This window comes from Streptomyces sp. PTL18 (assembly GCF_059510295.1).
This window is the reverse complement of record NZ_JCAJZO010000003.1, coordinates 305,922-332,062: the sequence shown is the minus strand read 5'-3', so window position 1 is coordinate 332,062 and position 26,141 is coordinate 305,922. Positions and strand designations below refer to the sequence as shown.

General features: G+C 71.6%; 21 protein-coding genes and 2 pseudogenes. 12 read left to right on the top strand and 11 right to left on the bottom strand.

Annotation, left to right across the window (positions count from 1 at the left end; genetic code table 11):
- Positions 1–235 precede the first annotated feature (235 nt).
- On the top strand, positions 236–412 hold the full coding sequence (locus tag AC5WS8_RS08440) for a hypothetical protein (RefSeq protein WP_496102665.1): 177 nt from the start codon (positions 236–238) through the stop codon (positions 410–412).
- A gap of 71 nt (positions 413–483) precedes the next feature.
- Here the strand turns inward: AC5WS8_RS08440 and AC5WS8_RS08435 are convergent, their stop codons facing one another.
- A complete protein-coding gene (locus tag AC5WS8_RS08435; RefSeq protein WP_496102664.1) occupies positions 484–1,104 on the bottom strand; it encodes an Rv1733c family protein in 621 nt (206 codons plus the stop codon).
- Positions 1,105–1,510: 406 nt separating this feature from the next.
- Between AC5WS8_RS08435 and AC5WS8_RS08430 the strand changes: the two genes are divergently transcribed.
- Positions 1,511–2,185: a CBS domain-containing protein gene (locus AC5WS8_RS08430; RefSeq protein ID WP_496102663.1), complete on the top strand. Its 675-nt coding sequence runs from the start codon at positions 1,511–1,513 to the stop codon at positions 2,183–2,185.
- A 184-nt stretch (positions 2,186–2,369) separates the two neighbouring features.
- Here AC5WS8_RS08430 and AC5WS8_RS08425 read toward each other — a convergent pair whose 3' ends face one another.
- Positions 2,370–2,657: a metal-sensitive transcriptional regulator gene (locus tag AC5WS8_RS08425; protein ID WP_496102662.1), complete on the bottom strand. Its 288-nt coding sequence runs from the start codon at positions 2,655–2,657 to the stop codon at positions 2,370–2,372.
- Positions 2,658–2,738: 81 nt separating this feature from the next.
- Here AC5WS8_RS08425 and AC5WS8_RS08420 point away from each other — a divergent pair.
- From AC5WS8_RS08420 to AC5WS8_RS08405, 4 genes and pseudogenes are all read left to right on the top strand, one after another.
- Positions 2,739–3,061: pseudogene (locus tag AC5WS8_RS08420) on the top strand (rhodanese-like domain-containing protein); the annotation flags it as partial.
- A gap of 283 nt (positions 3,062–3,344) precedes the next feature.
- On the top strand, positions 3,345–3,749 hold the full coding sequence (locus AC5WS8_RS08415; protein ID WP_496102661.1) for a hypothetical protein: 405 nt from the start codon (positions 3,345–3,347) through the stop codon (positions 3,747–3,749).
- 78 nt (positions 3,750–3,827) lie between these two features.
- The gene (locus AC5WS8_RS08410) at positions 3,828–5,855 is read left to right on the top strand and encodes a flotillin family protein (RefSeq protein ID WP_496102660.1); all 2,028 of its coding nucleotides are present in this window, start codon (positions 3,828–3,830) and stop codon (positions 5,853–5,855) included.
- A gap of 84 nt (positions 5,856–5,939) precedes the next feature.
- Positions 5,940–10,871 (top strand): DNA repair ATPase, encoded by a 4,932-nt coding sequence (locus AC5WS8_RS08405; protein WP_496102659.1) that lies wholly within the window; start codon positions 5,940–5,942, stop codon positions 10,869–10,871.
- Positions 10,872–11,382: 511 nt separating this feature from the next.
- On the opposite strand, the gene AC5WS8_RS08400 is transcribed toward AC5WS8_RS08405, so the two are convergent.
- A complete protein-coding gene (locus tag AC5WS8_RS08400) occupies positions 11,383–11,913 on the bottom strand; it encodes a TerD family protein (protein WP_496102658.1) in 531 nt (176 codons plus the stop codon).
- Between the two features lie 158 nt (positions 11,914–12,071).
- Between AC5WS8_RS08400 and AC5WS8_RS08395 the strand changes: the two genes are divergently transcribed.
- The 3 genes from AC5WS8_RS08395 to AC5WS8_RS08385 all read left to right on the top strand — a co-directional run bounded on the left by AC5WS8_RS08395 (position 12,072) and on the right by AC5WS8_RS08385 (position 14,328).
- Positions 12,072–12,428, top strand: coding sequence for an FAD-dependent monooxygenase (locus tag AC5WS8_RS08395; RefSeq protein ID WP_496102657.1), 357 nt, complete (start codon positions 12,072–12,074; stop codon positions 12,426–12,428).
- Positions 12,362–13,537: a PP2C family protein-serine/threonine phosphatase gene (locus tag AC5WS8_RS08390; RefSeq protein WP_496102656.1), complete on the top strand. Its 1,176-nt coding sequence runs from the start codon at positions 12,362–12,364 to the stop codon at positions 13,535–13,537. Before AC5WS8_RS08395 ends, AC5WS8_RS08390 begins: the two co-directional genes overlap by 67 nt.
- A 308-nt stretch (positions 13,538–13,845) precedes the next feature.
- Positions 13,846–14,328, top strand: a complete 483-nt coding sequence (locus AC5WS8_RS08385) for a CBS domain-containing protein (protein WP_496102655.1) — start codon at positions 13,846–13,848, stop codon at positions 14,326–14,328.
- A gap of 221 nt (positions 14,329–14,549) precedes the next feature.
- Here AC5WS8_RS08385 and AC5WS8_RS08380 read toward each other — a convergent pair whose 3' ends face one another.
- The 3 genes and pseudogenes from AC5WS8_RS08380 to AC5WS8_RS08370 form a co-directional block, all read right to left on the bottom strand.
- Positions 14,550–15,854, bottom strand: a complete 1,305-nt coding sequence (locus AC5WS8_RS08380; protein ID WP_496102654.1) for an ArsB/NhaD family transporter — start codon at positions 15,852–15,854, stop codon at positions 14,550–14,552.
- A complete protein-coding gene (locus AC5WS8_RS08375; protein ID WP_496102653.1) occupies positions 15,851–17,095 on the bottom strand; it encodes a cation:proton antiporter in 1,245 nt (414 codons plus the stop codon). The genes AC5WS8_RS08380 and AC5WS8_RS08375 overlap by 4 nt, the downstream gene beginning before the upstream one ends.
- Before the next feature lie 192 nt (positions 17,096–17,287).
- Positions 17,288–17,477 (bottom strand): annotated as a pseudogene (locus tag AC5WS8_RS08370) (ATP-binding protein); the annotation flags it as partial.
- Positions 17,478–17,631: 154 nt separating this feature from the next.
- Here AC5WS8_RS08370 and AC5WS8_RS08365 point away from each other — a divergent pair.
- A complete protein-coding gene (locus tag AC5WS8_RS08365) occupies positions 17,632–19,566 on the top strand; it encodes an APC family permease (RefSeq protein ID WP_496102652.1) in 1,935 nt (644 codons plus the stop codon).
- 184 nt (positions 19,567–19,750) lie between these two features.
- On the opposite strand, the gene AC5WS8_RS08360 is transcribed toward AC5WS8_RS08365, so the two are convergent.
- Complete coding sequence (locus AC5WS8_RS08360) at positions 19,751–20,149, bottom strand: YunG family protein (protein ID WP_496102651.1); 399 nt, start codon at positions 20,147–20,149, stop codon at positions 19,751–19,753.
- Between the two features lie 295 nt (positions 20,150–20,444).
- Between AC5WS8_RS08360 and AC5WS8_RS08355 the strand changes: the two genes are divergently transcribed.
- Entirely contained in the window at positions 20,445–21,365 is a 921-nt protein-coding gene (locus AC5WS8_RS08355; RefSeq protein ID WP_496102650.1) for an undecaprenyl-diphosphate phosphatase, read from the top strand.
- A 324-nt stretch (positions 21,366–21,689) separates the two neighbouring features.
- Here AC5WS8_RS08355 and AC5WS8_RS08350 read toward each other — a convergent pair whose 3' ends face one another.
- On the bottom strand, positions 21,690–22,202 hold the full coding sequence (locus AC5WS8_RS08350; RefSeq protein ID WP_496102649.1) for a MarR family winged helix-turn-helix transcriptional regulator: 513 nt from the start codon (positions 22,200–22,202) through the stop codon (positions 21,690–21,692).
- 197 nt (positions 22,203–22,399) lie between these two features.
- Here AC5WS8_RS08350 and AC5WS8_RS08345 point away from each other — a divergent pair, with 197 nt between their 5' ends.
- Positions 22,400–22,531 carry a hypothetical protein gene (locus tag AC5WS8_RS08345; protein WP_496102648.1) on the top strand — a complete coding sequence of 44 codons (132 nt, stop codon included), beginning with the start codon at positions 22,400–22,402 and terminating at the stop codon, positions 22,529–22,531.
- Positions 22,532–22,581: 50 nt separating this feature from the next.
- Here the strand turns inward: AC5WS8_RS08345 and AC5WS8_RS08340 are convergent, their stop codons facing one another.
- The 3 genes from AC5WS8_RS08340 to AC5WS8_RS08330 form a co-directional block, all read right to left on the bottom strand.
- Positions 22,582–24,039, bottom strand: coding sequence for an MFS transporter (locus tag AC5WS8_RS08340; protein WP_496102647.1), 1,458 nt, complete (start codon positions 24,037–24,039; stop codon positions 22,582–22,584).
- Positions 24,040–24,441: 402 nt separating this feature from the next.
- Positions 24,442–24,831: an SsgA family sporulation/cell division regulator gene (locus tag AC5WS8_RS08335; RefSeq protein ID WP_496102646.1), complete on the bottom strand. Its 390-nt coding sequence runs from the start codon at positions 24,829–24,831 to the stop codon at positions 24,442–24,444.
- A 247-nt stretch (positions 24,832–25,078) separates the two neighbouring features.
- The gene (locus AC5WS8_RS08330) at positions 25,079–26,125 is read right to left on the bottom strand and encodes a zinc-binding dehydrogenase (RefSeq protein WP_496102645.1); all 1,047 of its coding nucleotides are present in this window, start codon (positions 26,123–26,125) and stop codon (positions 25,079–25,081) included.
- Positions 26,126–26,141 lie beyond the last annotated feature (16 nt).

Here is a 26,141-nt window from a genome sequence, read left to right as displayed (position 1 = left end):
CCCCTCACCGGCCACGCCGGATGCCGTGCTCCACCTCCACGCTGCGCGAATCGGCGGCGCCGCGCCAGGGAAGGGCGGCCGAGTGGGCCCCGTGCGCCGCTCAGGGAGCCCGCTCAGGGGGCCCGCTCAGGGGGCCCGCTCAGGGGGCCCGCTCAGGGGGCCGATCGGCCCCGGGCGCGCTGCGGCGAACGGGAAGACCGGAGAAGGCAGGCGTCGGAACGAGCCGAACGAGCCGGTGCTTCGCCGGGCGAACGGCACGACGGCGAACCTCCTCGCCGCCGACGGCATCACCGCCGAAGCAACGCACGGCCTGCGCACCGACGAGGAGGACCACCCGCGGCTGACCACCCCGAACGCGCGGCTGACCACCCCGAACGACAGCATCGAGTCCCCGGTGTCATGGACGCCCTGACGCTGCCCCTGCCCGGTGGACCGCCCCGCAGCCGCTGAACGGCACCCGCTGCCCGGTCGCCCCCTGCCCCTTCACCGGGAGCGACGCCCCGTCCACCGTGGTTCGACGAGCTCCCACTCCCGGTCCCACTGCTCCAGGCGGCGACGATCGAGGCGGACACGAACGCTCTTCCACGCGCCGCCCACGATCAGGGCAACGCCCGCCGCGGCGGCGAAGCCCGTTTCGACACCGGCGAGCGCCGCCTCGTCCGACGTGGGAGGCGGCGTGGTGACGTCGCCGTGGGCATCCAGCCACACGGTGACCGTGTCCCCCTTCCGCTGCCGGGCCCCTACCGGTGCCACAGCGGAGTGGGACCCGCGGGCGTCACCCCAGCGGACCGACGCGTGAGAGCCGAGCGGGCCGTCGGTGCGATCGCCGTCGTCCTGGGCATCGGACAGCAGCCGTGCCGTGACCGGGTGTCCTTCAGCCGTCTGCACTTGATGCAGTCGGCTGTCATGGTCGTAGGTCGCGCTCCCGGCGATCCACGCCGCCATCGGCACGGCCACGGCGAGCACGGCCATCAGCAGGATGCGGAGCCCGCGCTCGAAGCGGTCCGACGGTCGTTCGAGCGGGTTCCGGCCCGGTCGCCCGGCGTGCCGCCTCCGCCCCGACGGGTACGGAGGCCGGTGTCCCCGAAGACGCGGTGTCCGCATGGCACAGCCTCCTCACCTCGGCGGTGTGCGCCTCGTCTCCACCGTGGTGTGCCGGGGGCCGGACCGGTAAGGGCCGTGCAGCCCCTGCGGGTACCCGATCGGCCCACGTCCCTCTCTGACGGACGGTGCGCAACGACGGCGACGGGGCGGTCCGCGGGGTGCGGTACGGCATGCCCGGCCCGGCCGCAGACGCCGGTGGCGGCCGGTCCGCCTCCGCGCGCCGACGGCCGGAAGGTCCGTGTCCGCCGCGGCGTCCGGCAACACCTCGCGGGCTCGCACCGTCCGGTGAGGCACGCGACAGGCGCAACGCCCCTGCGACGGGGACGTTCGGCCGGATGCCGACCGGCCGCCTCCTTGGGACGCTGGAGGCAGGGGGCGAGGGTCCGCGCGCCGACGGGAGGTCTTCATGAGCGCGACACCGCACATCGTGAGCGATGTGATGACCATGGCGGTGGTGGCCGTCGGGCGTGACGCGCCGTTCAGGGAGATCGTCAGGACCCTGGAGCAGTGGAAGGTCAGCGCCCTGCCGGTCCTGGAGGGCGACGGCCGCGTCATCGGGGTGGTGTCCGAAGCCGACCTCCTGGCCAAGGAGGAGTTCCGCGCCGGTATCCCGAGCCTGTCCGAGCAGCGGGAACGCCTGTCCGCCACGGCCAGGGCCGGAGGTCTGACCGCCCGGGACCTCATGAGCACCCCTGCGATCACCGTGCACCCCGGCGTCACCTTGGCGCAGGCGGCCCGGATCATGGCCGTGAAGCACGTCAAACGGCTCCCCGTCGTGGACGACGAAGGCGTGCTGCGCGGCATCGTCAGCCGCGCCGACCTGCTGAAGGTCTTCCTCCGGTCGGATGAGGACCTCGAGGAAGAGGTCCACCGCACAGTGGTCGCGCCGCTCTTCCCGGCCCTCGCCCGCACCATCCACGTGGACGTGAAGGACGGAGTCGTCACGCTCCGCGGTCAGACCGGGGACACCTCGCTCATCTCCGTCGCCGCGCGTCTCGTCCGCGCCGTGGAAGGTGTCGTGGACGTGGAATGCCACCTCACCGACGCCCACGGTCCCGGCGCCGGGCCGCACGGCCACTGACCGGCCCCACCCCCACCAGGAAGCCGTCGCGCAGGCCGGAACGTCGTCACCCGCGGTCGGCCCCGACCCGGGTGTGCGCCTCGCCGGTGAGGGAGGCGAGGGCGGCGTCGAGTCGGCGGGCCGCACCGCCGCCGCGTACAGGAGACCGCGGCCCGCACCGGCCACGGGCTCACCCCGCGGCCCCTCAGGCCAGCGACAAGAAGAGCTTCTCCAGCCGGGAGCGCATCTGCTCGGTGTCCTCGCCGTTCTTCCGGCCGGACTCGATGTCCGCCACGCACTGCTGAAGACCGGTGGCGATGATCGCGAAACCGGCACGGTCCAGAGCCCGCGAGGCGGCGGCCAGCTGCGTGACCACTTCCTCGCAGTCCCGGCCCTCCTCGATCATCCGGATCACACCGGAGATCTGGCCCTGCGCACGCCGCAGCCGGTTCAGCACGGCCCTCAGGGACGCACCCTCAAGCTCCAGTTCCACGACCACTCCTCGGAATATACCCCTAGGGGTACTGTACGTCCCGGTTCGGGCCGGCGGCGACCATCAAGGATCACATCTGTCATCACCAGCCTCCTCATCCCCACCGCCCTCGCTACCGACCAGGCCCGCAGGCGACTCCACGAGCTCACCGTCATCGACGTGCGCACCCCGGCGCGTACGCCTCCGCCGCCTGCCCGGCGCCCGCACCATCCCTGCCCCTGGGCCGGATCCGGCGCGCACTGCCCGGGATACGGCCGGCCGCCGAACGCGGCGATGTCCTCGTGGTGTTGTGCGCCTCCGGCGTCCGCCCGGAGAACGCCTGCGGGCTCCTGGCCGGACAAGGCGTACTCGCCGCCCTCGCCGGCGGTACCGGCGCGTGGGCCGCCGCAGGACCCGACCCGCACTGCACCAGCCCGCCGTGCATCGCGGGCGGCCTCGTCCTGCGTCACGCCGTCCCCCGAATCCTGACGCGCCGCTGACGCCTTCTTAGCGTTCCACCGGCATGCAGACCCTGGTGAACACTGCCGGGAACCGGCAATGCGCGGAGCTGGTACGGCCGTGCACCATGGCCCGCGGGGAGCACTGCGGATGGTTCCGGTGCCGGGCACCGGCAGGTACCAGGCACCGGGCCCGGACGCCGGCAGTGCGCCGTCCGGGTGCGCCGTGCGCGGGAGAGGGGGTCACAGGATGCGGGTGGTCGTGGAGACCGCCACCGGTTTTCCCATGCTCCTGTTCACCGCCGCCCTCGTCGTGGTCATGTGCTTCTGGCTGCTGGTCGCCCTCGGCGTCGCGGCCGCGGACAGCTTCGACGCGGATGTCGACCTCGGCGGCTGCGGTATGGACGGTGTGCCGGTGGCGGTCGCGTTCTCCCTGCTGACGGTGCTCGCCTGGTTCCTGGGCGTCGGCGCGAGCGTGCTGTTCGCCGCGCTCGCACCCCCGGGAGCCGTGACCGGGCTGCTGCGTCCGGTGGTGTCGGCTGCCGCGTGGTTCGCCGCCTGGCGGCTGACCTGCCTGTTCGTCCGGCCGTTGCACCGGCTCTTCCCCGACGGACCCGGTTCTGCCCGCCCCATGACGGACGACCGCACTGCCTGATCCCCGGCTCGCCGGCTCGCCTGTGCCGGCCCCTCCTGTCTGCCACTTCAACCGCCCCATGCCTCAAGGACGTATGCCATGGTTGTCATCGGCGTGCTCGCTGCCGCCTGCCTGATCGTCGTTCTCCTCGCCTTGCTGGTTCTTTCGCGGTTGTTCCGCAAGGTGGAGCAGGGCAAGGCGCTGATCGTCTCCAGGACGCAGAAGGTCGATGTGACCTTCACCGGGCAGGTCGTGCTGCCCGTGCTGCACAAGGCCGAGGTGATGGACATCTCGGTGAAGGCGATCGAGATCACGCGGACCGGACGGGACGGGCTGATCTGCCGGGACAACATCCGCGCCGACATCCGGATCTCGTTCTTCGTGCGCGTCAACAAGACCGTCGAGGACGTCGTCAAGGTCGCCCAGTCCGTCGGCACGGCACGCGCGAGCGACCAGGCCACGTTGCAGGAACTGTTCCACGCGAAGTTCTCCGAGGCGCTGAAGACCGTCGGCAAACAGCTGGACTTCACCGACCTGTACACCAAGCGCGAGGAACTGCGGTACCGGATCATCGAGGTCATCGGCGTCGACCTCAACGGCTACCACCTCGAGGACGCCGCGATCGACTACCTGGAGCAGACGCCGCTGACCCAGCTCGACCCGGCCAACGTGCTGGACGCGCAGGGCATCCGGAAGATCACCGAGCTGACGGCCGTCGAGCACGTGCGCACCAACGAGGCCCAGCGCACCGAGGAGAAGGAGATCACCCGGCAGAACGTCGACGCACGCGAGGCGATCCTGGAGCTGGAGCGCCGGCAGGCCGACGCCGAGATCAAGCAGAAGCGTGAGATCGACACCCTGCGGGCCCGCGAGGAGGCCGAGACGGCGCGGGTCGTGGAGGAGGAGCGGCTGCGGGCGCAGGGCGCCTTCCTGCGCACCGAGGAGCAGCTGGGTGTGCAGCGTGAGAACCAGGCCCGTGAGGTCGCCGTCGCGGCGAAGAACCGCGAGCGGGTCATCGCCGTCGAGAACGAGCGGATCGAGAAGGACCGTCTGCTGGAGGTCATCGCCCGGGAGCGGGAGACGCAGCTGACCAGTATCGCCGCCGAGAAGGAGGTGGAGGCGGAGAAGCGGGAGATCGCCGAGGTCATCCGCGAGCGCGTCGCCGTGGACCGTACGGTCGCCGAGCAGGAGGAGTCGATCAAGAAGCTGCGCGCCGTCGAGGAGGCGGAGCGGCGGCGCCAGGCCGTGATCATCGCCGCCGAGGCCGAGGCGCAGGAGAAGCTGGTCAAGGACATCAAGGCAGCCGAGGCCGCCGAGCAGGCCGCCACGCACCGCGCGGCTGAGGAACTGACCCTGGCCGAGGCGCGGTTGAAGACGGCCGACCTCGACGCGCAGGCCAAGCTGCGGCTGGCCGAGGGGATCCAGGCGGAAGCGGCCGCCGAGGGGCTCGCGGCCGTGCAGGTCCGCGGCAAGGAGGCCGAGGTCATCGAGAAGGCCGGCCGGGCGGAGGCCGTCGCGACCGAGGCACGGATGCGCGCGGAGGCCGAGGGGGCCCAGGCCAAGGCGCTGGCGGAGGCCACCGCCATCGGCGAGAAGCTGAAGGCCGAGGCGGCGGGCCTGACGGAGAAGGCGGCGGCGATGGCCGCGCTGGACGAGGCCTCCCGGGGTCACGAGGAGTACCGGCTGCGGCTGCAGGCGGAGAAGGAGATCCGGCTCGCGGGGCTGGACGTGCAGCGGCAGGTCGCCGAGGCGCAGGCCACCGTCCTTGCCACGGGGCTCGAGAACGCGGACATCGACATCGTCGGCGGGGAGTCGGTCTTCTTCGACCGGCTCATGTCCTCCATCGCCCTCGGCAAGGGGGTGGACGGCTTCGTCGAGCACTCCGGGACCGCACAGGCGCTGGCCAAGCCATGGCTGGACGGTACGTCGAGCTTCGCCGACGACCTGAGCCGGATCCTCGGCTCGGTGTCGACGGCGGACGTGCAGAACCTCACCGTCTCCGCGCTGCTGATGAAGCTGATGGGGTCGGGCGCCACGAACGCCGGGCAGGTTCAGCAGCTCCTCGACAAGGCCGGGGAGCTGGGCCTCGCCGACACCCCTCTCATCGCCGTCAACGGTACGGCCTAGGCCTGATGACCGCGGTGCCGGAGCTGCCGCACAGGGGACGGCGGCTCCGGCACCGCACCACCTGATGGAAGGGACGCACGATCCATGGCAACCGCCCTGGAGACGGGTTCGTACGACGCCGTCGACACCGGAACGTACGAGGTGCTGCGCGACCGGCTCACCGCACGAGCGGCGGAACTCGCCCGCGGTGCCGAGTTCCTCAACGCCCGTCGCGTCGAGGAGTTCGGTGCCACGCGGCTCGACCTCACCGCGACGGGCCGGCTGCGGACCGAGCAGGCCTGCGTTGCCCGGGACGTCGTGGCGGTCGGGGAGCGCCTGCTGTTCGGGTACCACGGCACGCGTCCCGAGCCCGAGGTGGGCGAGGTCCTCGCACTGTACGACCGCGACCTGGGCCGGCTGCCCGAGGACGCGGTACCCGGACTGCTCGACGACCCGGCCTTCGTACGGGAGTTCGGGGCCCTCCACCGCTACTACCGTCAAGCCCGCCTGCTCCGGCTCCGCCGCATCGACGGCAAGCTGCTGGCCGTCTTCCAGACCGGTGAGAAGACCGACGACATCAGGGTGCTGCGCTGGGCGCTGGCCGACGACGGGCAGGTGACGTTCCTGGACGCGCGGGGCGACCGCGATCACGTGCTGCCGCCCTCCCACGACATCGCGTGGACCGAGGCGACTCGCGAGGACCACATCCTGGGCCGCCACCCGCACGTGTCCGTCCACGGCGAGGTCTTCGTCGACACCCTCGGCGGGACGCTGACGATCAAGGCGGAGAACGACACCGAGACGGACCGGGGCATCTACTCGGAGCCTGTTGACGAACCGCTGCAGTCACTGGCCGATGCGGACATCGCGCACGCGCGCGTGGGCGCGCTGAGCCTGCTGCGGGTCCGCCCCTACAAGGAGGAAGCCCACCGCTACCTGGTCTTCGACACCCTCACCAAGTCCGTGGTGCGTCTCGACGGCATCGGGCAGGCGTGCCGCCGCCTGCCCGAGGACCAGGGGATCGTGTTCCCCGGCGGCTACTGCCTGGCCGGAGGCGCCCACAAGACGTACGACCTCGACACGACCGGCCTGGAATTCGAGCGCGAGGTGCGCTCGCCCCACGGCGAGGACGTCCTGTTCGCCTTCCACGCGCGCGCCGAGGGACGCAGCCTGCTGCTGTCGTACAACACGATCCGCAAAGAGGTCGCCACCCCGCTGACCTGTCACGGCTGGGCCCGGTTCGACGACGGCACCCTGATGACGCTACGGGCCGACGGCGACGCCCCCGCCCGCACGCACCCGCTCCAGCAGTGGACCTCCCCCTACGCCGCCGACACCCACGCCGCCCGCACGGGCACCGGCCCGCTGGGCCGCGTCGGCAACGCCGACCTCGTGCGCGGCATCGCCGACTGCCTGTCCATCAGCCGCGCGGCCGCCGAGACCACGCCGACGACCGAGGTGTACGAGGCTCTGGCCGCCGCCTGCGTCCGCGCGACCGACAACCACCACTGGCTGGACGAGGAGGACCTGGGCGACCTGCGGACCGCACTGGACGCCGTGAGGGACACGGCCGAGCAGGTGCTCGCCGAGTTCCGCACCGTCCGGGCACTGACCCGCCGGGCCGCCGAGGCGCTCGAGGAAGCATCGGGCCGTCTGGCGGCGGTGGTGCGCCGGTTGCGGGGCGAGGCGCCGCGCGGTGCGGCCGCCTGGGTGAGCGGGCTGACCGAACTCCGGCACGCCCAGGGGCACCTGCTGACGCTGAGGGAGATGCGGTACGCCGACGCCGCCCGCATCGACGAACTCGCAGCCGAGGCGGAAGCGGACCTCGCCGCGTTCGGGCAGCGGGCCGTCACCTTCCTGGCCCGCGAGGACGCCTTCGCCGAGCACCACCGCGAGGTCGCACAGCTCGTCGCCGACGCCGAGTCGATCGGCAGTGTCGCCGAGGCGGCACCCGTCGCGGCCCGGCTCGACGACCTCGCCGACACATTGCGCACGGTCACCGACGTCGTGAACAGCCTCGACATCGGCGACGCCACCGTCCGCACATCCGTCCTTCAGCGCATCGCCGACGTGCTGGGCGGGGCCAACCGCGCCCGCGCCACCCTGGACGCCCGCCGCCGCACCCTCCGCGACAGCGAGGGCCGCGCCGAGTTCGCCGCCGAGTTCGCGCTGCTCGGCCAGGCGGTCACCGGCGCGCTGGCGGTGGCCGACAGCCCGGAGGCGTGCGACGAGCAGCTGGCGGGCACGCTGGTGCGGCTGGAGAACCTGGAGTCCCGTTTCGCGGAGTTCGAGGACTTCCTGAGCGAGCTCGCCGGCCGGCGCACCGAGGTCCACGAGGCGTTCTCCGCCCGCAAGCAGAGCCTCCTCGACACCCGCGCCCGCCGCGCCGAACAGCTCGCGGCCTCCGCCGCCCGCATCCTGGAGACGATCGCCCGGCGCGCGGCCACACTCGTCGACGCGGACGCGGTCGCCACCTACTTCGCCTCCGACCCGATGGTCGCCAAGGTCCGCCACACCGCCGACGAACTGCGCGGACTCGGCGACGGCGTCCGGGCGGAGGAACTGGACGGCCGCCTGAAGACCGCGCGGCAGGAGGCGGTCCGCGCCCTGCGCGACCGCACCGACCTGTACGCCGACGGCGGGCGCACCATCCGCCTGGGCAGCCACCGCTTCACGGTCACCACCCAGCCCCTCGACCTGACCCTGGTCCCGCACGGCGACGGCCTCGCCTTCGCACTCGCCGGCACCGACTACCGCTCACCGGTCACCGACCCGGACTTCGCCGCCACGCGCCCGTACTGGGAGCGCACCCTGCCGTCCGAGTCGCCGGAGGTCTACCGCGCCGAACACCTCGCCGCCCGCCTGCTCAGGGAACACGGCCCGGCCGCCCTGGCGGAGGGCGACCTGCCCGACCTCGTCCGCAGGGCGGCCCAGGAGGCGTACGACGAGGGCTACGAGCGGGGCGTCCACGACCACGACGCCACCCTGATCCTCACCGCGCTCCTGTCCGTGTACGAACAGGCCGGTCCGCTGCGCCACGAGCCCGCGGCCCGCGCCTTGGCCCAGCTCTTCTGGACGCACGGCACGACGGCCGAGGCGCGCGCGACGTGGACCCGGCGCGCGGTGTCCCTGGCCCGGGCCCGCGACACATTCGGCCCGACGCCCGCGATCGCCGAGCTCGAGGCGGAACTGGCATCGGCGATCGGCGCCTGGTCCCCGGATGCCGGGCAGCTCGCCTCCCCGGCGGCGTCGTACCTCTTCGAGGAACTGACGACCGGCCCCGACGGCTTCGTCATCAGCACCGCCACCCGCACCCTGCTCGACACATTCCGGCACACGGTGGCGGCGTCGGCCTACGAAGAGGACCTGGCCGCACTCGACGACCTCGCCGCCCGCCGCCAGCTCGCCGAGGCGTGGCTGTCGGCGTACGCGGCCTCCACCGGCACGGAGGCCACCACAGGGGACCTGGCCGAGGCGGTGGCCGCCGAGCTGTGCCCGGACCTGGTCCGCTACGACTCCGGCGTCTCGCCGGTGACCACGGCCGAGGGGCTGCTCGGCACCCACCCGCGCATCACCGGCCGCACCCTGACCCTGCGCGTCGACGAGTTCCTCGCCCGGACCAAGCGGTTCGCCGAGGTGGAGGTACCCGCGTTCCGCGGCTACCAGCGCCGGCGCACCGCCCTGATCGCCGCCGAACGCACCCGACTGCACCTGGACGACCACCGTCCGCGCTCCATGGCGGCCTTTGTGCGCAATCGCCTCATCGACGAGGTGTACCTGCCCCTCATCGGCGACAGCCTCGCCCGGCAGCTCGGCACCGCGGGGGAGACCAGGCGCACCGACACCGGCGGCCTCCTGCTGCTGGTCTCCCCACCCGGCTACGGCAAGACGACGCTGACGGAGTACGTCGCCGACCGCCTCGGCCTGATGCTCGTCAAGGTCAGCGGCCCCGCACTCGGCCACTCCGTCACCTCGCTCGACCCGGCCGAAGCCCCGAACGCCACAGCCCGCCGGGAGATCGAGAAGATCAACTTCGCGCTCGCGGCGGGCAACAACACGCTCCTGTACCTCGACGACATCCAGCACACCTCACCGCAGCTGCTGCAGAAGTTCATCCCCCTGTGCGACGCCACCCGTCGCATCGACGGCGTGTGGGACGGCGAGCCGCGCACGTACGACCTGCGCGGCAAGCGCTTCGCGGTCTGCATGACCGGCAACCCCTACACGGAGTCCGGCGCTCGCTTCCACGTCCCCGACATGCTCGCCAACCGCGCCGACGTCTGGAACCTCGGCGACGTCCTCACCGGCAAGGACGACGTCTTCGCGCACAGCTTCCTGGAGAACGCGCTCACCTCCAACCCGGTGCTCGCCCCGCTCGCCGGACGCGACCGCCGCGACCTCGATCTGTTCGTCCGGCTCGCCGCCGACGATCCCGCCGCCCGCGCCGACCGGCTCACGTCCCCCTATGCTCCCGCCGAGGTCGAGCAGATCGTGGCCGTGCTGCGCCACCTGCTCACCGTGCGGAGGACGGTCCTCGCGGTCAATGCCGCCTACATCGCCTCCGCCGCACAGTCCGACGCCGCGCGCACCGAGCCGCCCTTCCGGCTCCAGGGCTCCTACCGCACCATGAACAAGATCGCCCAACGCCTGCGGCCCGTCATGAACGACGCCGAACTCGCCGCCGTCGTCGACGACCACTTCACCGCGGAGGCCCAGACCCTCACCACGGGCGCGGAGGCCAACCTGCTGAAACTCGCCGAACTGCGCCACACGCTGACCACCGGGGAAGCGGCACGCTGGGCCGAGGTGAAGGCCGCCTACGTCCGCACGCAGGTCCTCGGCGGTCCCGCCGAGGACCCCGTCACCCTCCCGCGAGCCCTCGGCGTCGCTCGTGCGGGGGAGCCCGTCGTGGCCGCCCTCGGCCTCCTCGCCGACCGGGTGGCCGCGGTCGAGTCCGCCATCACACGCGCCACCGACCCGCGCATCCCGTCCACCGACCGCCGTGCCCGGGAGGCGGCCGGGTCCAAGGAGCAGTGAGGCGACTCGGCGAAGGGTGCTGCAACGCCTCCCGGCTCCGGGGTGCGGTCCAGCTGACCGGTTCCCCGCTGCTGCTCGCCGCCGCCCACTCCTCCCTTCCGGGCCGGACCGGGCCTGGAAAGGGCGCGGTCCGGCACGGCCGACCGGCCGGGTGCGCTGCCGCCGGTGCCGGGCCGGGCCAACCGTCACCACACCCCGTACCGGCCGGTCGTTCGCGGTGTACCCGGCGGCCGCCGCTGTGATCGTCGCGGCGGCGGCGGCGGACCAGGAGCAGGAACTGGTGCCGTTCCACGCGGTCGCGGTGTTCGCCGGTCTCCCGGTCTGCGGCCGCGGCGTTCACCCTTGTGGTGAACCTGCTGCGAGGCCGGCCGATCCGGTCGAGGGTGGCCACACCCCTGATCGCGGGCGGCCGGTACGTCCGGTGGAACCGTGCCGGCCGGCCCACCGGCATCGAGGACATCGAGGCGCGCGCCGAAGCGGACCGACACCCGTCGCGGGCCATGCCCCGACGTCACGGGCGGGCGCTGCCCATCTCCGCGGTGAAGGCCACCGGGTCGCTGTCGAATCCGCGGATCATCTCGCGGAACCGCCATGCTCCGGTCCCGTCCCGGGTGAACTCCGCCACCGTCGCGGCGGTCGAGTCGGTGACCCGTCCGAAGTCGTCCTTCAGCAGCTCCGTGTACCTCTGGGCGACGAGGACCCCGGCGTTCGACATGTCGCCGAAGGTACGGGGCCCGCCGTTCTGGTGGATCACCACCCCGACCACCACCCTCCCGTAGACCTCCGACAGCCGGTCGAACTCGAGGACCATCACCTCGACGAAGCCGAAGCCCATGCCGGTGCGGCTGTGCCGGCTCATGTTGATGGTGCCGTCCGGCGACCGGCTGTCCCAGTGGACGACGTACACCGGCCGCCCGTGGGGTGCGTCGACGGAGTAGGTCGCGGCGATGATGTCGAGATGACGAGGCGGCTCCCCCAGCGGGCTCGGGTCCCACTTGAGCCTGACCTCGACCTTCCCCAGCCCCTTGCCGTCACCGCTCACATCGCCTCCCCGCATCAGGCCGTCACGGGGCGCCCCCGCATGGTCAAGTATGGCCGCCCACCAGCCTCTTGACGCTCCCTTGGCGCAACGGTGCGAAGGCGTTCGATCTTCGACTCGGGTGGCCGGCACAGGCAGCCGCCGCGGGCGACCGCCCGACGATGCGGCAGCCATGGGCTCCGACCACCTGGGCCGAAGTCCGAGGAATGGTCTTCCACCTCAACCACGGGCCCGACGACGGCCGCGTACTGATCGCCGGCGACGCCGCCCACCGCCACCCGCCCACCTCCACGGCACCGCCTCGAACCAGGCCCCGCCGACCGGGGCCGGCGACCAGCGATCACGGGCAGCACTCGACGTCCCGCCTCAGGGGGGCGCCGCGAGCCGTACCGGCCGCGACAGGACACGACGCGGAGCGCGCGAACGGTCAAAACAGGCGTAAAAAGGCCGTATGGGTGCACGAGGGATATCGGAAGACCCCGTCCTGGAGCAGCGCGCGGAGCGCGGGCTGCTGGTGATCGCGCTCGCACTGATCGTGGCCATCACGGTGACGGACATCGGCATCGGCACCAGTGTCCATCTGGGCCCGTTGCTGGTCATCGCGCCGACTCTGACCGCCTCCTTCGCCGGTCCGCGGCTGACCGCCCTGGTCGGGGCTCTGGCGCAGGCGGCCCTGGTGATCATCTCGATATTCCACGGGGGGCTGACCACGACCAACCACGTGGCGCAGCTCATCGCGCTGGCCGTGTTGTCGGCTCTGGTGGTCTTCATCACCTACGTGCGCGAGCGGCGTACCCGTGAGCTGAGCCGGGTGCGGTCGGTGGCCGAGACGGCACAGCGGATTCTGCTGCGGCCTCCACCCCGCCGGATCGGACCCCTGCGGGTGGCCTGGCTGTATCTGGCCGCCGAGGACGAGGCCCAGATCGGGGGCGACCTGTTGGCGGTCGCCCGCACCGATCAACCCTGCACCCGGGTCCTCATCGGCGACGTACGAGGCCACGGACTGGCCTCCATCGGCGAGGCATCGGTGGTGATGGGCGCGTTCCGTGAGGGCGCTCACCGGTACGCCTCCCTGCCCGAGCTCGTCACCGCCGTCGAAGAGAGCGTCTGCCGGAACCTGGAGGAGGTCGCCGACACCGCGCACGACGCCGGCGAGCACTTCATCACCGCTGTCATGATCGACATCCACGACCAGGGCCCGCAGGCCGAGATGCTCAACTGCGGCCATCCGCCACCCCTGCTGATCCGTGGAGACCAGGTGACCGTCCTGAACTCCCGACGACCCGCGCCCCCGTTGGGCCTGTGCGCCCTCTGTACACGGAACGACCGCACCGACCCGTTCACCTTGGAACCGGGCGACATGCTGCTGCTCTACACCGACGGCGTGATCGAAGCCCGCTCACCGACCGGAGCCTTCTACCCGCTCGCCGAACGGGTCGCCTCCTGCCCCGCCTCAAGCCCCGACGCCCTGCTGCACCACCTTCACCGCGACCTGCTCGACCACACCGGCGAGCAGCTCACCGACGACGCCGCTTTCCTGATCATCGAACGCACCCCCTCGCGCCATCTGCACCGGCCGCACCTCATGTCCCATGCCGGCGGATCTCTCCCGCCCACGACCGGTTGACCGTCACCACCGTCCCCGCCAGGTGGCGCACCGGTGGCCACGACGGCACCCGCACGGGGAGGAGGGGCTTTGAACAGCCCGGCCGTGCCGGGGACCGGCTGGAGCGCGTGCGCCGAGCCGCGGCGGCGTGTCCGGTCCAGGCCGTCCTCCGGTTCCAGACCCGGCGGCTCAGGACCTCCTGCCGGAACCGCCACGCGTCCGGGGTGTTCCGTTGCTGTTCCGTATGGTTCCGTTCGACGGCCTGGCGCGCGGGCAGGACGCGTACGACGCTGGGACCTGGGACGTCGAGGAAAGACGAGGAGCCGACCGTGCGCGCACGTGACCTGGCGGTGGAATACGAGTCGGTGAGCGTCGACAGCGACGCCCTGGAGGCGGCACGGCTGATGGCCGAGCACAAGCTGCCCGGGCTGCTCGTGCTGGACGAGCGCGGCGAGCCGAAGGCGATCCTGCCGGCTTCCCAGATGGTCAAGGTGCTGGTTCCCGCCTATGTGATCGAGGATCCCACGCTGGCCGCGGTCGTCGACGAGCAGCACGCCGACCGGCTGTGCCAGGCGCTGGCCGGGCGCCGCGTCGGCGAGTGTCTGTCCAGCACGGCGGCGCCACCGCCGATCGCTGATCCGGACGACACGGCGCTGGAGGTGGCCGCGCTGATGGCGCGGGTGCGCAGTCCGCTGGTGGCGGTCGCGGAGAAGGGCAAGGGCGGCACACGTCTGCTCGGAGTCGTCACCGCCTCGCACCTGCTGCATGAGCTCCTGGGGAAGACGGGCATGTTGGACACTCCCGGCTCTTGATCACACGAGCGGTCCCCCGGTCGGCGACCAAGCGAGTCTGCGGGGGCGGGCACGATCCGCGCTTCGACGGCGGTGCTGCGCCGCCGCAGCGGACCACGCCGCCGGCGCCACAGCACCGCCGTTCGACGTGGTCCGACCACCGCCGACGCCCCCTCACAAGAGGACGGCGGCCTCCGCGTTCGGTGTGCCACCGCTGGTCGTCAGGCATCACCGACAGTGCGTCAGGCCAGTACGAAGTAGCGCAGCCACAGGTACAGAGCGCTGATCGCGACGGTGGTGAGGGTGACGACGAGGCCGTACTTCGTGAACTGCCAGAAGGAGATGGGCTGTCGGTTGCGTTCGGCGATGCCCAGGACGACGACGTTGGCGCTGGCACCGATGGCGGTGGCGTTGCCGCCCAGGTCGGCACCGAGAGCCAGGGCCCACCACAGCACGTGGTGACCGTCAGCCGCGCCGCCCAGGTCCTTGACCAGGTCGGCCGTGATGGGCGCCATGGTCGCCACGTACGGGATGTTGTCCACGATGCCGGACAGCAGTGCCGAGCCGCCCAGCAGGATGAGTACGGCACCGAGTTCGCGGCCGCCGGTGGCGCTGGCCAACACGCGGGAGAGCTCGCCGATGACGCCGGTCTCGATCAGCGCTCCGACCATGACGAACAGGCCGGCGAAGAAGGCGAGGGTGGGCCACTCCACCTCGCTCAGGACCTGCCGCGTATCCGGCCTGGACACGGCGACGAGCAGGCCGGCGCCGAGCAGGGCGACCACGCTCGGCGCGTAGTGCAGTACCGGGTGGAGGACGAAGCCTGCCACGACGAGGGCGAGGACGGCCAGACCCTGCCACAGCAGTCGCGGGTCGCGGATGGCCTCGCGCTCGGTCAGCGCCATGACCTGCCCGGCGCGCTCCTCGTCGTGGACGAACACCTTGCGGAACATCACCCGGCACAGCCCCAGCAGCACCGCCGTCAGGACGGCTGCCACCGGGGCCAGGTGGACGAGGAAGTCGTTGAAGGTCAGTCCGGCCCGGCTGGCGATGATGATGTTGGGCGGGTCGCCGACCAGCGTCGCGGTTCCGCCGATGTTGGAGGCGAACACCTCTGCGATCAGGAAGGGCGCGGAGGCCAGACCGAGGCGTTCGCAGACGAGCAACGTGACCGGGGCGATCAGCAGCACGGTGGTGACGTTGTCCAGCAGCGCGGAGGCGACGGCGGTGATGACGACCAGCATGGCCATCACCCGGAAGGGACTGCCGCGGGCCCGCTTCACCGACCAGATCGCCAGGTACTCGAACAGGCCGGTCTGGCGCAGTATGCCGACGATCGCCATCATCCCGAGCAGCAGGAAGACGACGTTCCAGTCGATGCCGGTGTGCTCGGAGTAGAACGCCGCCCTGTCGTCGGTGGCGCTGATCGCAAGCATGGCCCCGGCGCCGCCGAGGGCCGCGGCCGTGCGGTGGACGCGTTCACTGATGATCAGTCCGTACGCGCCGACGAACACGGTCACGGCCGCCCAGCTGTGCCAATCGCTCATACGGCGGTCTTCCCCTCCTGTCCGGCCTCGAGGCCGTCCTGGCCGCTCTCGTCCTCGGGGATGCCGACCAGGTCCTCGACGTCGAACATGCGGGCGAGGGGTACGTCGGTACTGGAGTGCGCCACGATCGAGAAGGCGATGCACACCGCGATCAGCGTGTACGCCTGCTCCGCCCGCGGGATGCCCGACTGCAGCACAAGCAGCCCGTACACCACCGAAGCGAAGCCCTTCGGCCCGAACCAGGCCGCGGTCAGCCTCTCGCGCCGCTCGAACCGGGTACCGGCCAGCGAGATCAGCAGCGAGGCCGGGCGGATCAGGACGATCGCCAGAACCACCGCGACGTATCCCTGCCACGACAGGTCCCCGAACAGACGCGGCGTGAGCAGCGCCCCGAACACCAGCAGCGCGGCGAACTTCGCCAGTTCCGCCAACGCCTCGCCCAGCGGCTCGAACGCCTCCTTCGCCTCCGGCGACACGGCCGTGAACACCGCCCCCGCGGAGAAGGCGGCCAGGTAGGGGTTGGCGTGGGTGAGGTGGCACAGCCCGTACAGGATGACTCCGGTCGCCAGCGGCAGCAGCGGCTGCAGCTTCGGCTCGGCCCCCAGCAGAGGGAAGCGCACGAGCCCGTTGACGAGCAGCGGCAGCAGCACGCCGAAGGCCAGGCCCAGGGCCAGTTCCAGCGCGATCCGGCCGATCGACGCCTCGTCCGCGTGCCCGGCGGCGGGACCGGCGGCGGCGATCAGGAACAGGACGACCGGCAGGGCCAGGCCGTCGTTGACGCCGCTTTCCACGTTGAGCAGTTCACGCAGCTTGGCCGGGACCTCCTTGCGGCCCACGATCGCCGAGGCGAACACCGGGTCGGTCGGCGCCAGCACCGCGCCCACCAGGAACGAGGTGGTCCAGTCCAGGCCGACCAGGAAGTGCGTGATCAGCGCCATGAACACGAACGCCAGCGGCATGCCCAACCCCAGCGCGCGGGCCGGGTTGCGCCAGTTGGCGCGCAGTTTGGCGAAGGAGACGTGCTGGCCGTCGGTGAACAGCACCGCGAACAGCGCCAGGTCGGCGGTGACCGACACGATCCCGCTGTCCGGTGTGATGTGGATCAGCCCGAGGAAACCGTCGCTGACCAGCGCGCCACCGACGAGGAAGAGGAGGGAGGTGGACAGCACGGTGCGGGCGGCGAGCCCGGACAGCAGCACCGCGATCAGCAGCGCCACCCCGAAGACAGCAACGAGTACCACCGGCAACGTCCCCGATCGGAAGAGAGACCACATCCCCTGCTCGCCGACCAGACTTCCCGGCACACCGTTGGGAACCTTACCTGCTCTTGATGCGTCTTTGACAGATTGCCGGCCTGCACTTCCCGGGAGGATGGCTTGCCGGGACCCGGCAATGTCCGGCCTCCGCACGCGACGGGGTCCGGGGCGCGGCGGTCACCGGAGTCCCGGCTTCGGCAGACGCGTGGCCGGGGCTGCCGGGAGGTGGGGGAGGACCATGGTGAGGCCGCCGCCGGGGCTGTCCTCGGGTCAGGGTGCCGCCGATGGCCTCGGCGAAGCCGCGGGCGACGGCGAGGCCGAGACCGACGCCGTTGCCGCGTGGAGCGTCGCCGTAGCGCCGGAAGGGCGACGTCCGCGTCCTCGGGGCGTGCGGACGGGGTTCCCAGCGGGGCCCAGCTGAGCAGGCATGACGCCGATCGCGGGATCTTAACGCACCTTTGATGGCCTTCTGGCGTCCGGTGCTGCCTGGCGTGTCCACCGCACACCTAGCATCGCCAGATGTGAGACCGCTGCCGAAGCACCTGCTCGTCGGCCGCCCCATGCGGACGGCCCAGCTCTCCGACACCCTGCTGCCCAAGCGGCTGGCCATCCCGGTCTTCTGCAGCGACCCGCTCTCCTCCGTCGCGTACGCCACCGAGGAGATCCTGCTGATTCTCGCCTACGGCGGCACCCAGCTGCTCCATCTCACCTGGTACATCGCCGCCGCGATCATCCTGCTGCTGGTGGTGGTGATCTCCTCCTACCGGCAGACCTGCTACGCCTACCCCAACGGCGGCGGCGCCTACGCGGTCAGCACCGACAACCTCGGCCGCACCGCCGCCCTGACGGCGGCCAGCGCCCTGCTCGTGGACTACGTACTGACCGTGGCCGTCTCCGTGGTCGCCGGCATCGCGGCCATCACCTCCGCCGCGCCGTCCCTGTCGAAGTACGCGGTCGAGCTGTCGGTGGCCGCCGTGGGGCTGCTGACGCTGATGAACCTGCGCGGTGTGAAGGAGTCCGGGCGGGCCTTCGCCGTACCGACCTACGGCTTCGTGCTCGGCATCTACGCGATGTTCGCGTTCGCCGCCGTACGCCTGGCCGCCGGGGAAACCGTCCGCGCCGAGTCGGCCCACCTGACCATCCACGCCACCGGCACCTTCACCGGCCTGGCCCTGGTCTTCCTCGGCATGCGCGCCTTCGCGTCCGGCTGCACCGCGCTGACCGGCGTGGAGGCGATCAGCAACGGCGTGCCCGCCTTCCGGAAGCCGAAGAGCCGCAACGCCGCGATGTCCCTGGTCATCATGGGCGCGATGTCGATCACCATGTTCGCCGGCATCACCGTCCTGGCGCTGCTCTACCGCGTGCACGTCGCGGACAGCCCGACCGAGCTGGGCCTGCCCGCAGGCACCTCGACGCCCACCGCGCTCGCCCAGATCGCCAAGGCGTCCTTCGGCAACGCGACGTTCCTCTTCTACTACGTGCAGGCCTTCACCGCCGGGATCCTGATCCTCGCCGCCAACACCGCGTTCAACGGCTTCCCGCTGCTCGCCTCGCTGCTCGCCCAGCACCGCTTCCTGCCCCGCCAGCTGCACAACCGCGGCGACCGGCTGGTCTTCTCCAACGGCATCATCCTGCTGGCGCTCGCCGCGATCGGCCTGATCATCGCCTTCGACGCGGACGTCTCCTCGATCATCCAGCTGTACATCGTCGGCGTCTTCGTCTCCTTCACCCTCTCCCAGGCGGGCATGGTGAAGCACTGGAGCAAGGAGCTCGCCCACACCACCGGCCCGTCCGCCCGGCGCCGTATCCGCCGCTCGCAGGCCATCAACGCCACCGGAGCCTTCTTCACCGGCGTGGTACTGGTGATCGTGCTGGCGACGAAGTTCCTGCACGGCGCGTGGATCGTCACCATCGCCATGCCCCTGCTGTTCTTCGCCATGCAGGGCATCCGACGCCACTACGACCGCGTCGCCAGGGAACTCTCCGTCCCGGCGACCGCCCCCTCCCAGCCGCCGTCCCGCAACCACGCGATCGTTCTCGTCTCCCAGATCCACGCCCCCGCCCTGCGGGCCCTCGGCTACGCCCGCTCCATCCGCCCCCACCAGATCGAGGCCCTCAACGTCTCCGTCGAGCCGCACGAGAGCGACGAGCTCAAGCGGCAGTGGGACGAGCACAACCTCGACGTACCCCTGGTCGTGCTCGACTCCCCCTACCGGGAGGTGACCCGCCCGGTCCTCGACTACGTCCGCCGCATCCGCCGCGACAGCCCCCGTGACGTCGTCACCGTGATCATCCCCGAGTACGTGCTGGGCCGCTGGTGGGAGCAACTCCTGCACAACCAGAGCGCCCTGCGGCTCAAGACCCGGCTGCTGTTCATGCCCGGCGTGATGGTCACCAGCGTCCCCTACCAGTTGGACGCCGCCGCCCACCAGCCAGAGGCCGCCGGCGGCAGCTGACCCGCCGACCCGGCGGACCCACGGTGTACGGAACACGTCAACGTGCCGTTCGAGCTGCGACACGGGAGCTCACGGCCGCCGCCGGCAACGGCGCCGCCGGGCCGAGGGCTCCTCACTGCGGCTGCCCGGGCGACCAGCGGCCGGGGCCTCGTCCTGCCGAACCAGACGGGCTGACCGCAGTCCGTCAGACAGGTCCCGGGAGCGAACCGAGCTGCTCGACGACACGCTCGCGCAGAAGGAGGTACTCCTCCCAGCGGCGGGGCAAAGGGCCCGGCGGGCGCTCGATGACACGAGCGGCCGTGACAGTCTGTCCATGCCGGAACTGCTCGCGCGTCAGGTCGAGTTCCACGCCACTGGGCAACCGGTTCCACCAGTGGAAGCCATGCTGGGTCCCGTCAAGGTGCACCTCACCGACCACGAGATCGCCGCCGAAGACGTCGTTGGCGATCAAGGCCGTGATGTCGCAGTGCCCCCAGGCCGGGTTGCCGGGCTCCCAGTCGGCCCGATCGTCGGGCGAGCAGGTGTCGGCGGCCCAGCTGACACGCAGGGCCTTGTCGAGGTCGAGCAGGTTCCAAGGGGTCATGCCGCCAGCATCACAGCGGCCACTGACACCGGACACGGCGCAGCCGCCACAGACGACCCGGCCGTCCCGAGCACGCACAAGCCGGAACAGGGGCGAACGGTCCTACCGGACAGGGAGATCAACTCGGACAGCCCGGAGGTCCGCAACAGGTGAACAGTGGGGGGCACCGAGGTGAAGACACCCCGCCCGTGACCCAGTTTTTACAGCCGTGTAGTAGGTTCCGCCTGATCCGGCATTCGGCCCGAAGGCCGACCAGTGTCACCCACCTGCCGCCCGCATCGAGCAAGGGTCGCCCATGTCCGTTCTCACCTATCCGGAAGCCGTGGGCGTCGGCCTGCTGCAAGGCGTCACCGAACTGTTCCCCGTGTCCAGCCTCGGGCACAGCATCCTGATACCCGCGCTGCTGGGCGGGCACTGGAAGCGCGATCTGGACGTTTCCGCGAGCGGCTCGCTCTACTTGAACGAACTGGTCGGCCTCCATCTGGCCACGGCCCTCGCGCTGGTGGTCTACTTCTGGCGGGACTGGCTCCGGGTGATCCGCGGGCTGTCCACGTCCATCACCCAGCGACGCATCCAGACCGTGGACCAGCGGCTGGCCTGGCTGATCATCATGGCCTGCATCCCGGTGGGCGTCGCCGGCGTCGCGCTCGACAAGGTGTTCCGCACGACACTCGGGCGCCCCGTCCCGACGGCGGTCTTCCTGGCCCTCAACGGCATCGTCCTTTTCGTCACCGAGCAGTTGCGCCGCGGCGGAACAGGGCGGCGGCGGGCAGGAGTCCAGCCGGCGGCGGGAGACACGGACCTGGCACCGGACGAACTGTCCGATCAGCGCATCACCCAAATGACCATCCCTCAGGCCATGGCGATCGGCGCGGCACAGATCCTCGCCCTGTTCCCCGGCATCAGCCGCTCCGGCTCGACCATCAGCGCGGGAATCTTCCGCGGCCTGAGCCACGAGGACTCCGCCCGGTTCGCCTTCCTGCTCGCCACACCGGTGATCGGCGGAGCAGCCGTGCTCAAGCTGCCCCCGCTCCTCGGAGCGGAAGGCAGCGGTCTGCGCGGCCCGTTGCTGATGGGCAGCATCGCCGCCTTCGTGGCGGCCTACCTCGCCACCCGGTACCTGGTCCGGTACTTCGAGAACCGGACCCTCATCCCGTTCGCCCTCTACTGCACGGTGGCGGGCCTCGGCAGCCTGGCCTACTTCACCCTCGGCTGACCCCGCCACCCACCGCACCGTCCGCCGAGCCGCACGGGCATCCCGGGCGAAAGGCCGGCTGGCCCGCGCCCTGGTGGACTCGCCGGCGCCTGTCAGCCCGCCGCGCCGTCGGACGGCAGCCCGGCGAGGTGTCACCGGCCCGTCCTCGAAGTCGTCCCACCGGCCCGCAGCGCTCGGGCCGCTCCGTCGTGCCGGGGAGGGAGAGCGCGCTTCCGGCATGTGCGGCCGGCTCCCCGGGGCCGGGGCCACGGCCACGCGAAGCGCCAGGGCATACGGATACTCAGCGCACCAAAGGAGGCCTGCGGACGTGTGCCCGGTCGCCGGTCACCGCTCCGGCGCGCCGTCGGCCGGCTCGCCGAGGTGTTCGGCCAGCCGGAACAGGGCGGGCAGCGCGTTGGTGATGGCCGCTCGGGAGCTGTCGTCGAGGGCGGCGAGTGCGGCGTCGATGCGGCGTTCGTGGGCGGTGGTCCAGGCGGCGAGCTTCTCGCGTCCGGCGTCGGTGAGGGTGACGACGGAGGCGCGGCGGTCGGCGGCGTCGACGTCGCGCGCGACGAGGCCGGAGGTGATCATCTGGCCGATCAGCCCGCTGACCGTGCTCTGGGCCAGCCGCCGGCGGGCGGCAAGGTCGCTGATCCGGGCGGGAGAGTGCTCGCCGAGTACCTGCAGCAGCTCGACCTGTGCCATGGGGAGGGTCTCCCACGGGTAGTCGGTGCGGATCGAGGAGCGCAGCGCCCGGCGCAGCCGGGTGACGGCCTCGGTGAGCAGACGGGCCTCCGGTGCCTCTCCGGCAGGGCCGGGAGAGGGCGAGGTGACCTCGGTGTGGGGCTGCGCGGACATGGGGCCAGGGTAGCTGGGCGGCACACGGGTACGGTCCCGCCGTCCGCAGCTCGGACGGACCCGGCGCCCGAGCCGACGGCCCGCGAAGGTTCGGTGACCGCCCACCGCAGCGGCGACGACGCCCCCTGCCCGCCCGGCGACAACGGACAGCACGTGCCGACCGCGATCGTGAGCGGCACGCCCGGCCGGGAGCGGGTGTGACAGCGGCACCTGATGCCACGCGGGCGGCCGTCGGCGGGAGCTTGGCGGCCATGCTCGGCGAACTGCCCCACGACCGCCCCCGCGCAGCCGACCTGAACGCAGCACTCGCCGCACCGCGCGACCGCTGAGCCCTGCGCGGCCGGCCGCGGTCACCTCCGCGATCCTTCCGCGCCGCTGCTCACAGCGTCGCCTGCGACACTCCCGGGTCTCCGCTCCGACTCAGCCACGCCGATGCGACCGTCACCACCGAGGCCGCCACCAGAACGGCCGCCGCCCACCGAGCCCCTGCCTGTATCCCGCCACCGTTCCCCAGGTGCAGGGCCAGAGTGACCAGGGCGACGCCGAGTGCTGTGCCCAGACCGCGGGTCATGTTGACCAGCCCTCCTCCCGTGCCCGAGGAACGGGCCGGGATGGACCCCATGATCATGGCGTTGTTGGCCGGGGTGAACGTCCCCAGCCCCACGCCGGTCAGGGCCAGGACGGGCGCCAGCCAGCCGATGGTCAGGGGGACGACCAGCAGCGCGGCCACGGCCGGAGTGAAGACGCCGGCCCCCGCCAGGCACCGCCACCGGTCCGTCACAGAGTGCGGCAGCAGACGGTCGCCGCCGGTCGCCGCCAGCGCGAACCCGGTCGGAAGCGCCGTGAGTACCAGCCCGGCGGTCAGGTCCGAGGAGCCGCGCGCGGTGAGGACGACCGGCACCAGCACCAACGGCCCGAACAGCACCAGGTATCCGCTCAGCGCCCCGACCAATCCGAACACCACCGTCCGCTCCCGCAGCAGAGCCAGGTCCAGCAGCGGAGCGGCGGCCCGCTGCTGCCGTCGCACGAAGCCCCAGCCCGTCCAGGCCGCCGCGACGAACAGCAGGGCCACTCCCCATCCGGGCACGGCCAGCCCGGAGGTTGCCGACACGCCCATCAGGGCGCTGGTGGTCGCCACGGCAAGCAGTCCCAGTCCGGCCCAGTCGAAGCGCGCCACCGTCGTCCGGGCCCGGGTGCGCGGCAGCAGATAGTGCCCGCCCACCAGCGCGACCAGCCCGACCGGTACGTTCACCCAGAACACCCACCGCCAGCCCAGCGTCGACACCAGCGCCCCGCCCACCGTCGGCCCGAGTGCCAGCCCGAGCGCCTGAGCGGCGGCCTGGACGCCCAGCGCGCTGCGCATCCGCTCACGCGGGGCACTGGTGGTCACCAGCGCCACGCTGTTGGCCTGCATCATGGCCGCCCCGGCCGCCTGGACCACGCGGAACGCGACAAGCGCCATCAGTGACGGGGCGAGCCCGCAGGCGGCCGAGGCGAGGGTGAAGACGGCGAACCCGTACAGGTACAGCAGCTTGCGGCCGTGCGCGTCGGCCAGCCGACCGGCGGGCACCAGCAGCGCCACGAGGGTCAGCAGATACGCCAGCGACACCCACTCCACCGCCGCCAGCGAAGCACGGAACTCGGTACCCAGGCTCCCATAGGTCAGCGTCACGATGCTGGCATCCAGCTGTCCCATGAACGCGCCGAAACACACCGTGCCCACGGCCAGCCACCAGGCATTCGGCCGCGACCGTATGCCCTCGGGACGGGGCCGCTCCGCGGTGAGCAGCGCGGACCAGCGCCTCCGGGGAGGGTGAGGACTCATGTGGGTGGCCATGCCCCAAGGTTACATCGGTCACCGAAATGTTTTGCCATCGTTCTATCTCGGGTCGGTGTCAGCGGCGCCCCTCCGCCGGGACGACCGCACGGACGGAAGAACCCTGACGTCGGAGGGAACCATGTCGACTCGACCTGGACGAGGAGGCCCCGTCCACCCGTCATCGAGCAGCTCAACACCTCCTACGGCGACCGCCACAGACCGTATGGACAGCGGTGACCTGCCGATCGGTCTTGCCCGGATCGGCCGCGGAGTCCCGGATCGGCCGCGGAGTCACGGCGAACGTCCTGACCGAGGCCGGCCGTCCGCCCTCGACGCCATGATGGCGGGCACTCACCACGGCGGTCGAACACCGATACGCAGACGTCCGGGTGCCGGCCTCGGGTGGGCACGTGACGGGACTCACCCTTCGGCGAGGAAGTGCGCCAGCAAGCGGTCGAAGTCGCTGTGACCGAGCTCGGCCCCCCTGGGCACCACTGCCTCGGTTTCCTGCAGGAACGCCTTGAATTCCTGCGCCGGGGCCTTGAGCAGGGCCGTACCGGACGGCGGGTTGAGAAGGATGTACAAGTCGCGGCAGCCCTCCTCGCCGGAGGGCCATATGCGAACGTCTCCCTCGCCGGCGGGGCCCTGCAGGCCGTCGATCAGCAGATCGCGGCCGATGATCCATTCCACCAGCTCGTCGCTGTCGACATCGGTGGTGAATGCGGCACGGACGACATAGGGATCGCTCGGCTCGTACCGCAGCTTCATGATCAAGGGCAGGGACGTCGCGTGCGCGCCGACAAGCTTCACAGGTAGCCCCTGGACCACACTTCTCAATGACTTCATTGGGTCTTACTCCTGGTGCTTCGAGTCATCCGGGGAGGGACATCGGAAGGTCTGCCGTCGGATTCAAGGGGGCTGAACAGAGAAGCGGTGGCTGCGAGGACCGGTGACGGTCGGATTCTTGGTGCCGGAAAGCCGTGGGCGCCGGTGCTCCCTCACGCACCGGCGCCCACTCACCCCTGCCCAGGGTGGCTTGGTGTCCTGCTGACGGGCGTCAGGGGACGAGGATGAGGCGGATCGGGTCGCCGATCTTGTTCTCCAGACGGTTGACCGCGTCGGCCGCGTCGAGGAGGGGGAGGTGGTCTGTGATGGAGGGGGCCAGGTCGAGGCGGCCGGCTGCGCTCAGCCGCACCAGCTCGGAGACGGACTCGGGGAAGCCGCCGTAGTGACCGCGCACCTGCTTTTGCATGTAGTTGAAGGTCAGGCCCTCGGTGATGGTCAGCGGCCTGGGGGTGATGCCCACCAGGATCAGGGAGCCGCCCAGGCCGAGTACGGAGGCGGCCTGTTCGCGGACGGCGGGTACGCCGGCGCAGTCGAAGGCGAAGTCCAGGCCTCGTCCTTCGGTGGCCTTGCGTACCTGGTCGGCGAAGTCGGGGGCGGCGGGGTCCAGGGCCAGGTCCGCGCCGAAGGCGAGGGCGCGCTCGCGGGCGCTGGGCAGCGGGTCGACGGCGATGATCGGGGCGGCGCCGACCAGCCGGGCCAGGCGCACGTTGTGCGCGCCGACTCCGCCGACGCCCCAGACGCCGACGGACTGGGCGGGACGGACACCGGCGGTGGCGACGACCGCGGCGTAGGGGGTGGAGACCGCGTCGGGGATGATCGCGGCCTGGTCGAAGGGGAGGCTGTCGGGGATGGGGATGAGGGTGTCCTCGCGGGCGATCATGTACTCGGCCCAGCCGCCGTCGTAGTCGATGCCTGCGGTGCGCATCTGCATGCAGGGGCGGTGGCGCGCGCAGTCGGCGCACTGTCCGCAGGTCTTGCCGGCCTCGAGGGTGACGCGGGTGCCGATGGTCAGGTTGCGCTTGAGGTCGGGGCCGAGGGTGTGGATGACGCCGGAGACCTCGTGGCCGACGGTGACCGTGTCGGAGGTGGCGAACATCGGGACGAGGGAGCCGTCGAGGAGGTGGACGTCGGAGAGGCAGACGCCGGCGGCCTTGACCTCGATGAGGACCTCGCCCGGACCGGGCACGGGGATCGGGACTTCCTCCACGGCGAACTTCTTGCTGTCCAGGTGGAAGCGTCCGGCGAGCATGGTGTCCATGGTGATCTGCTTTCTG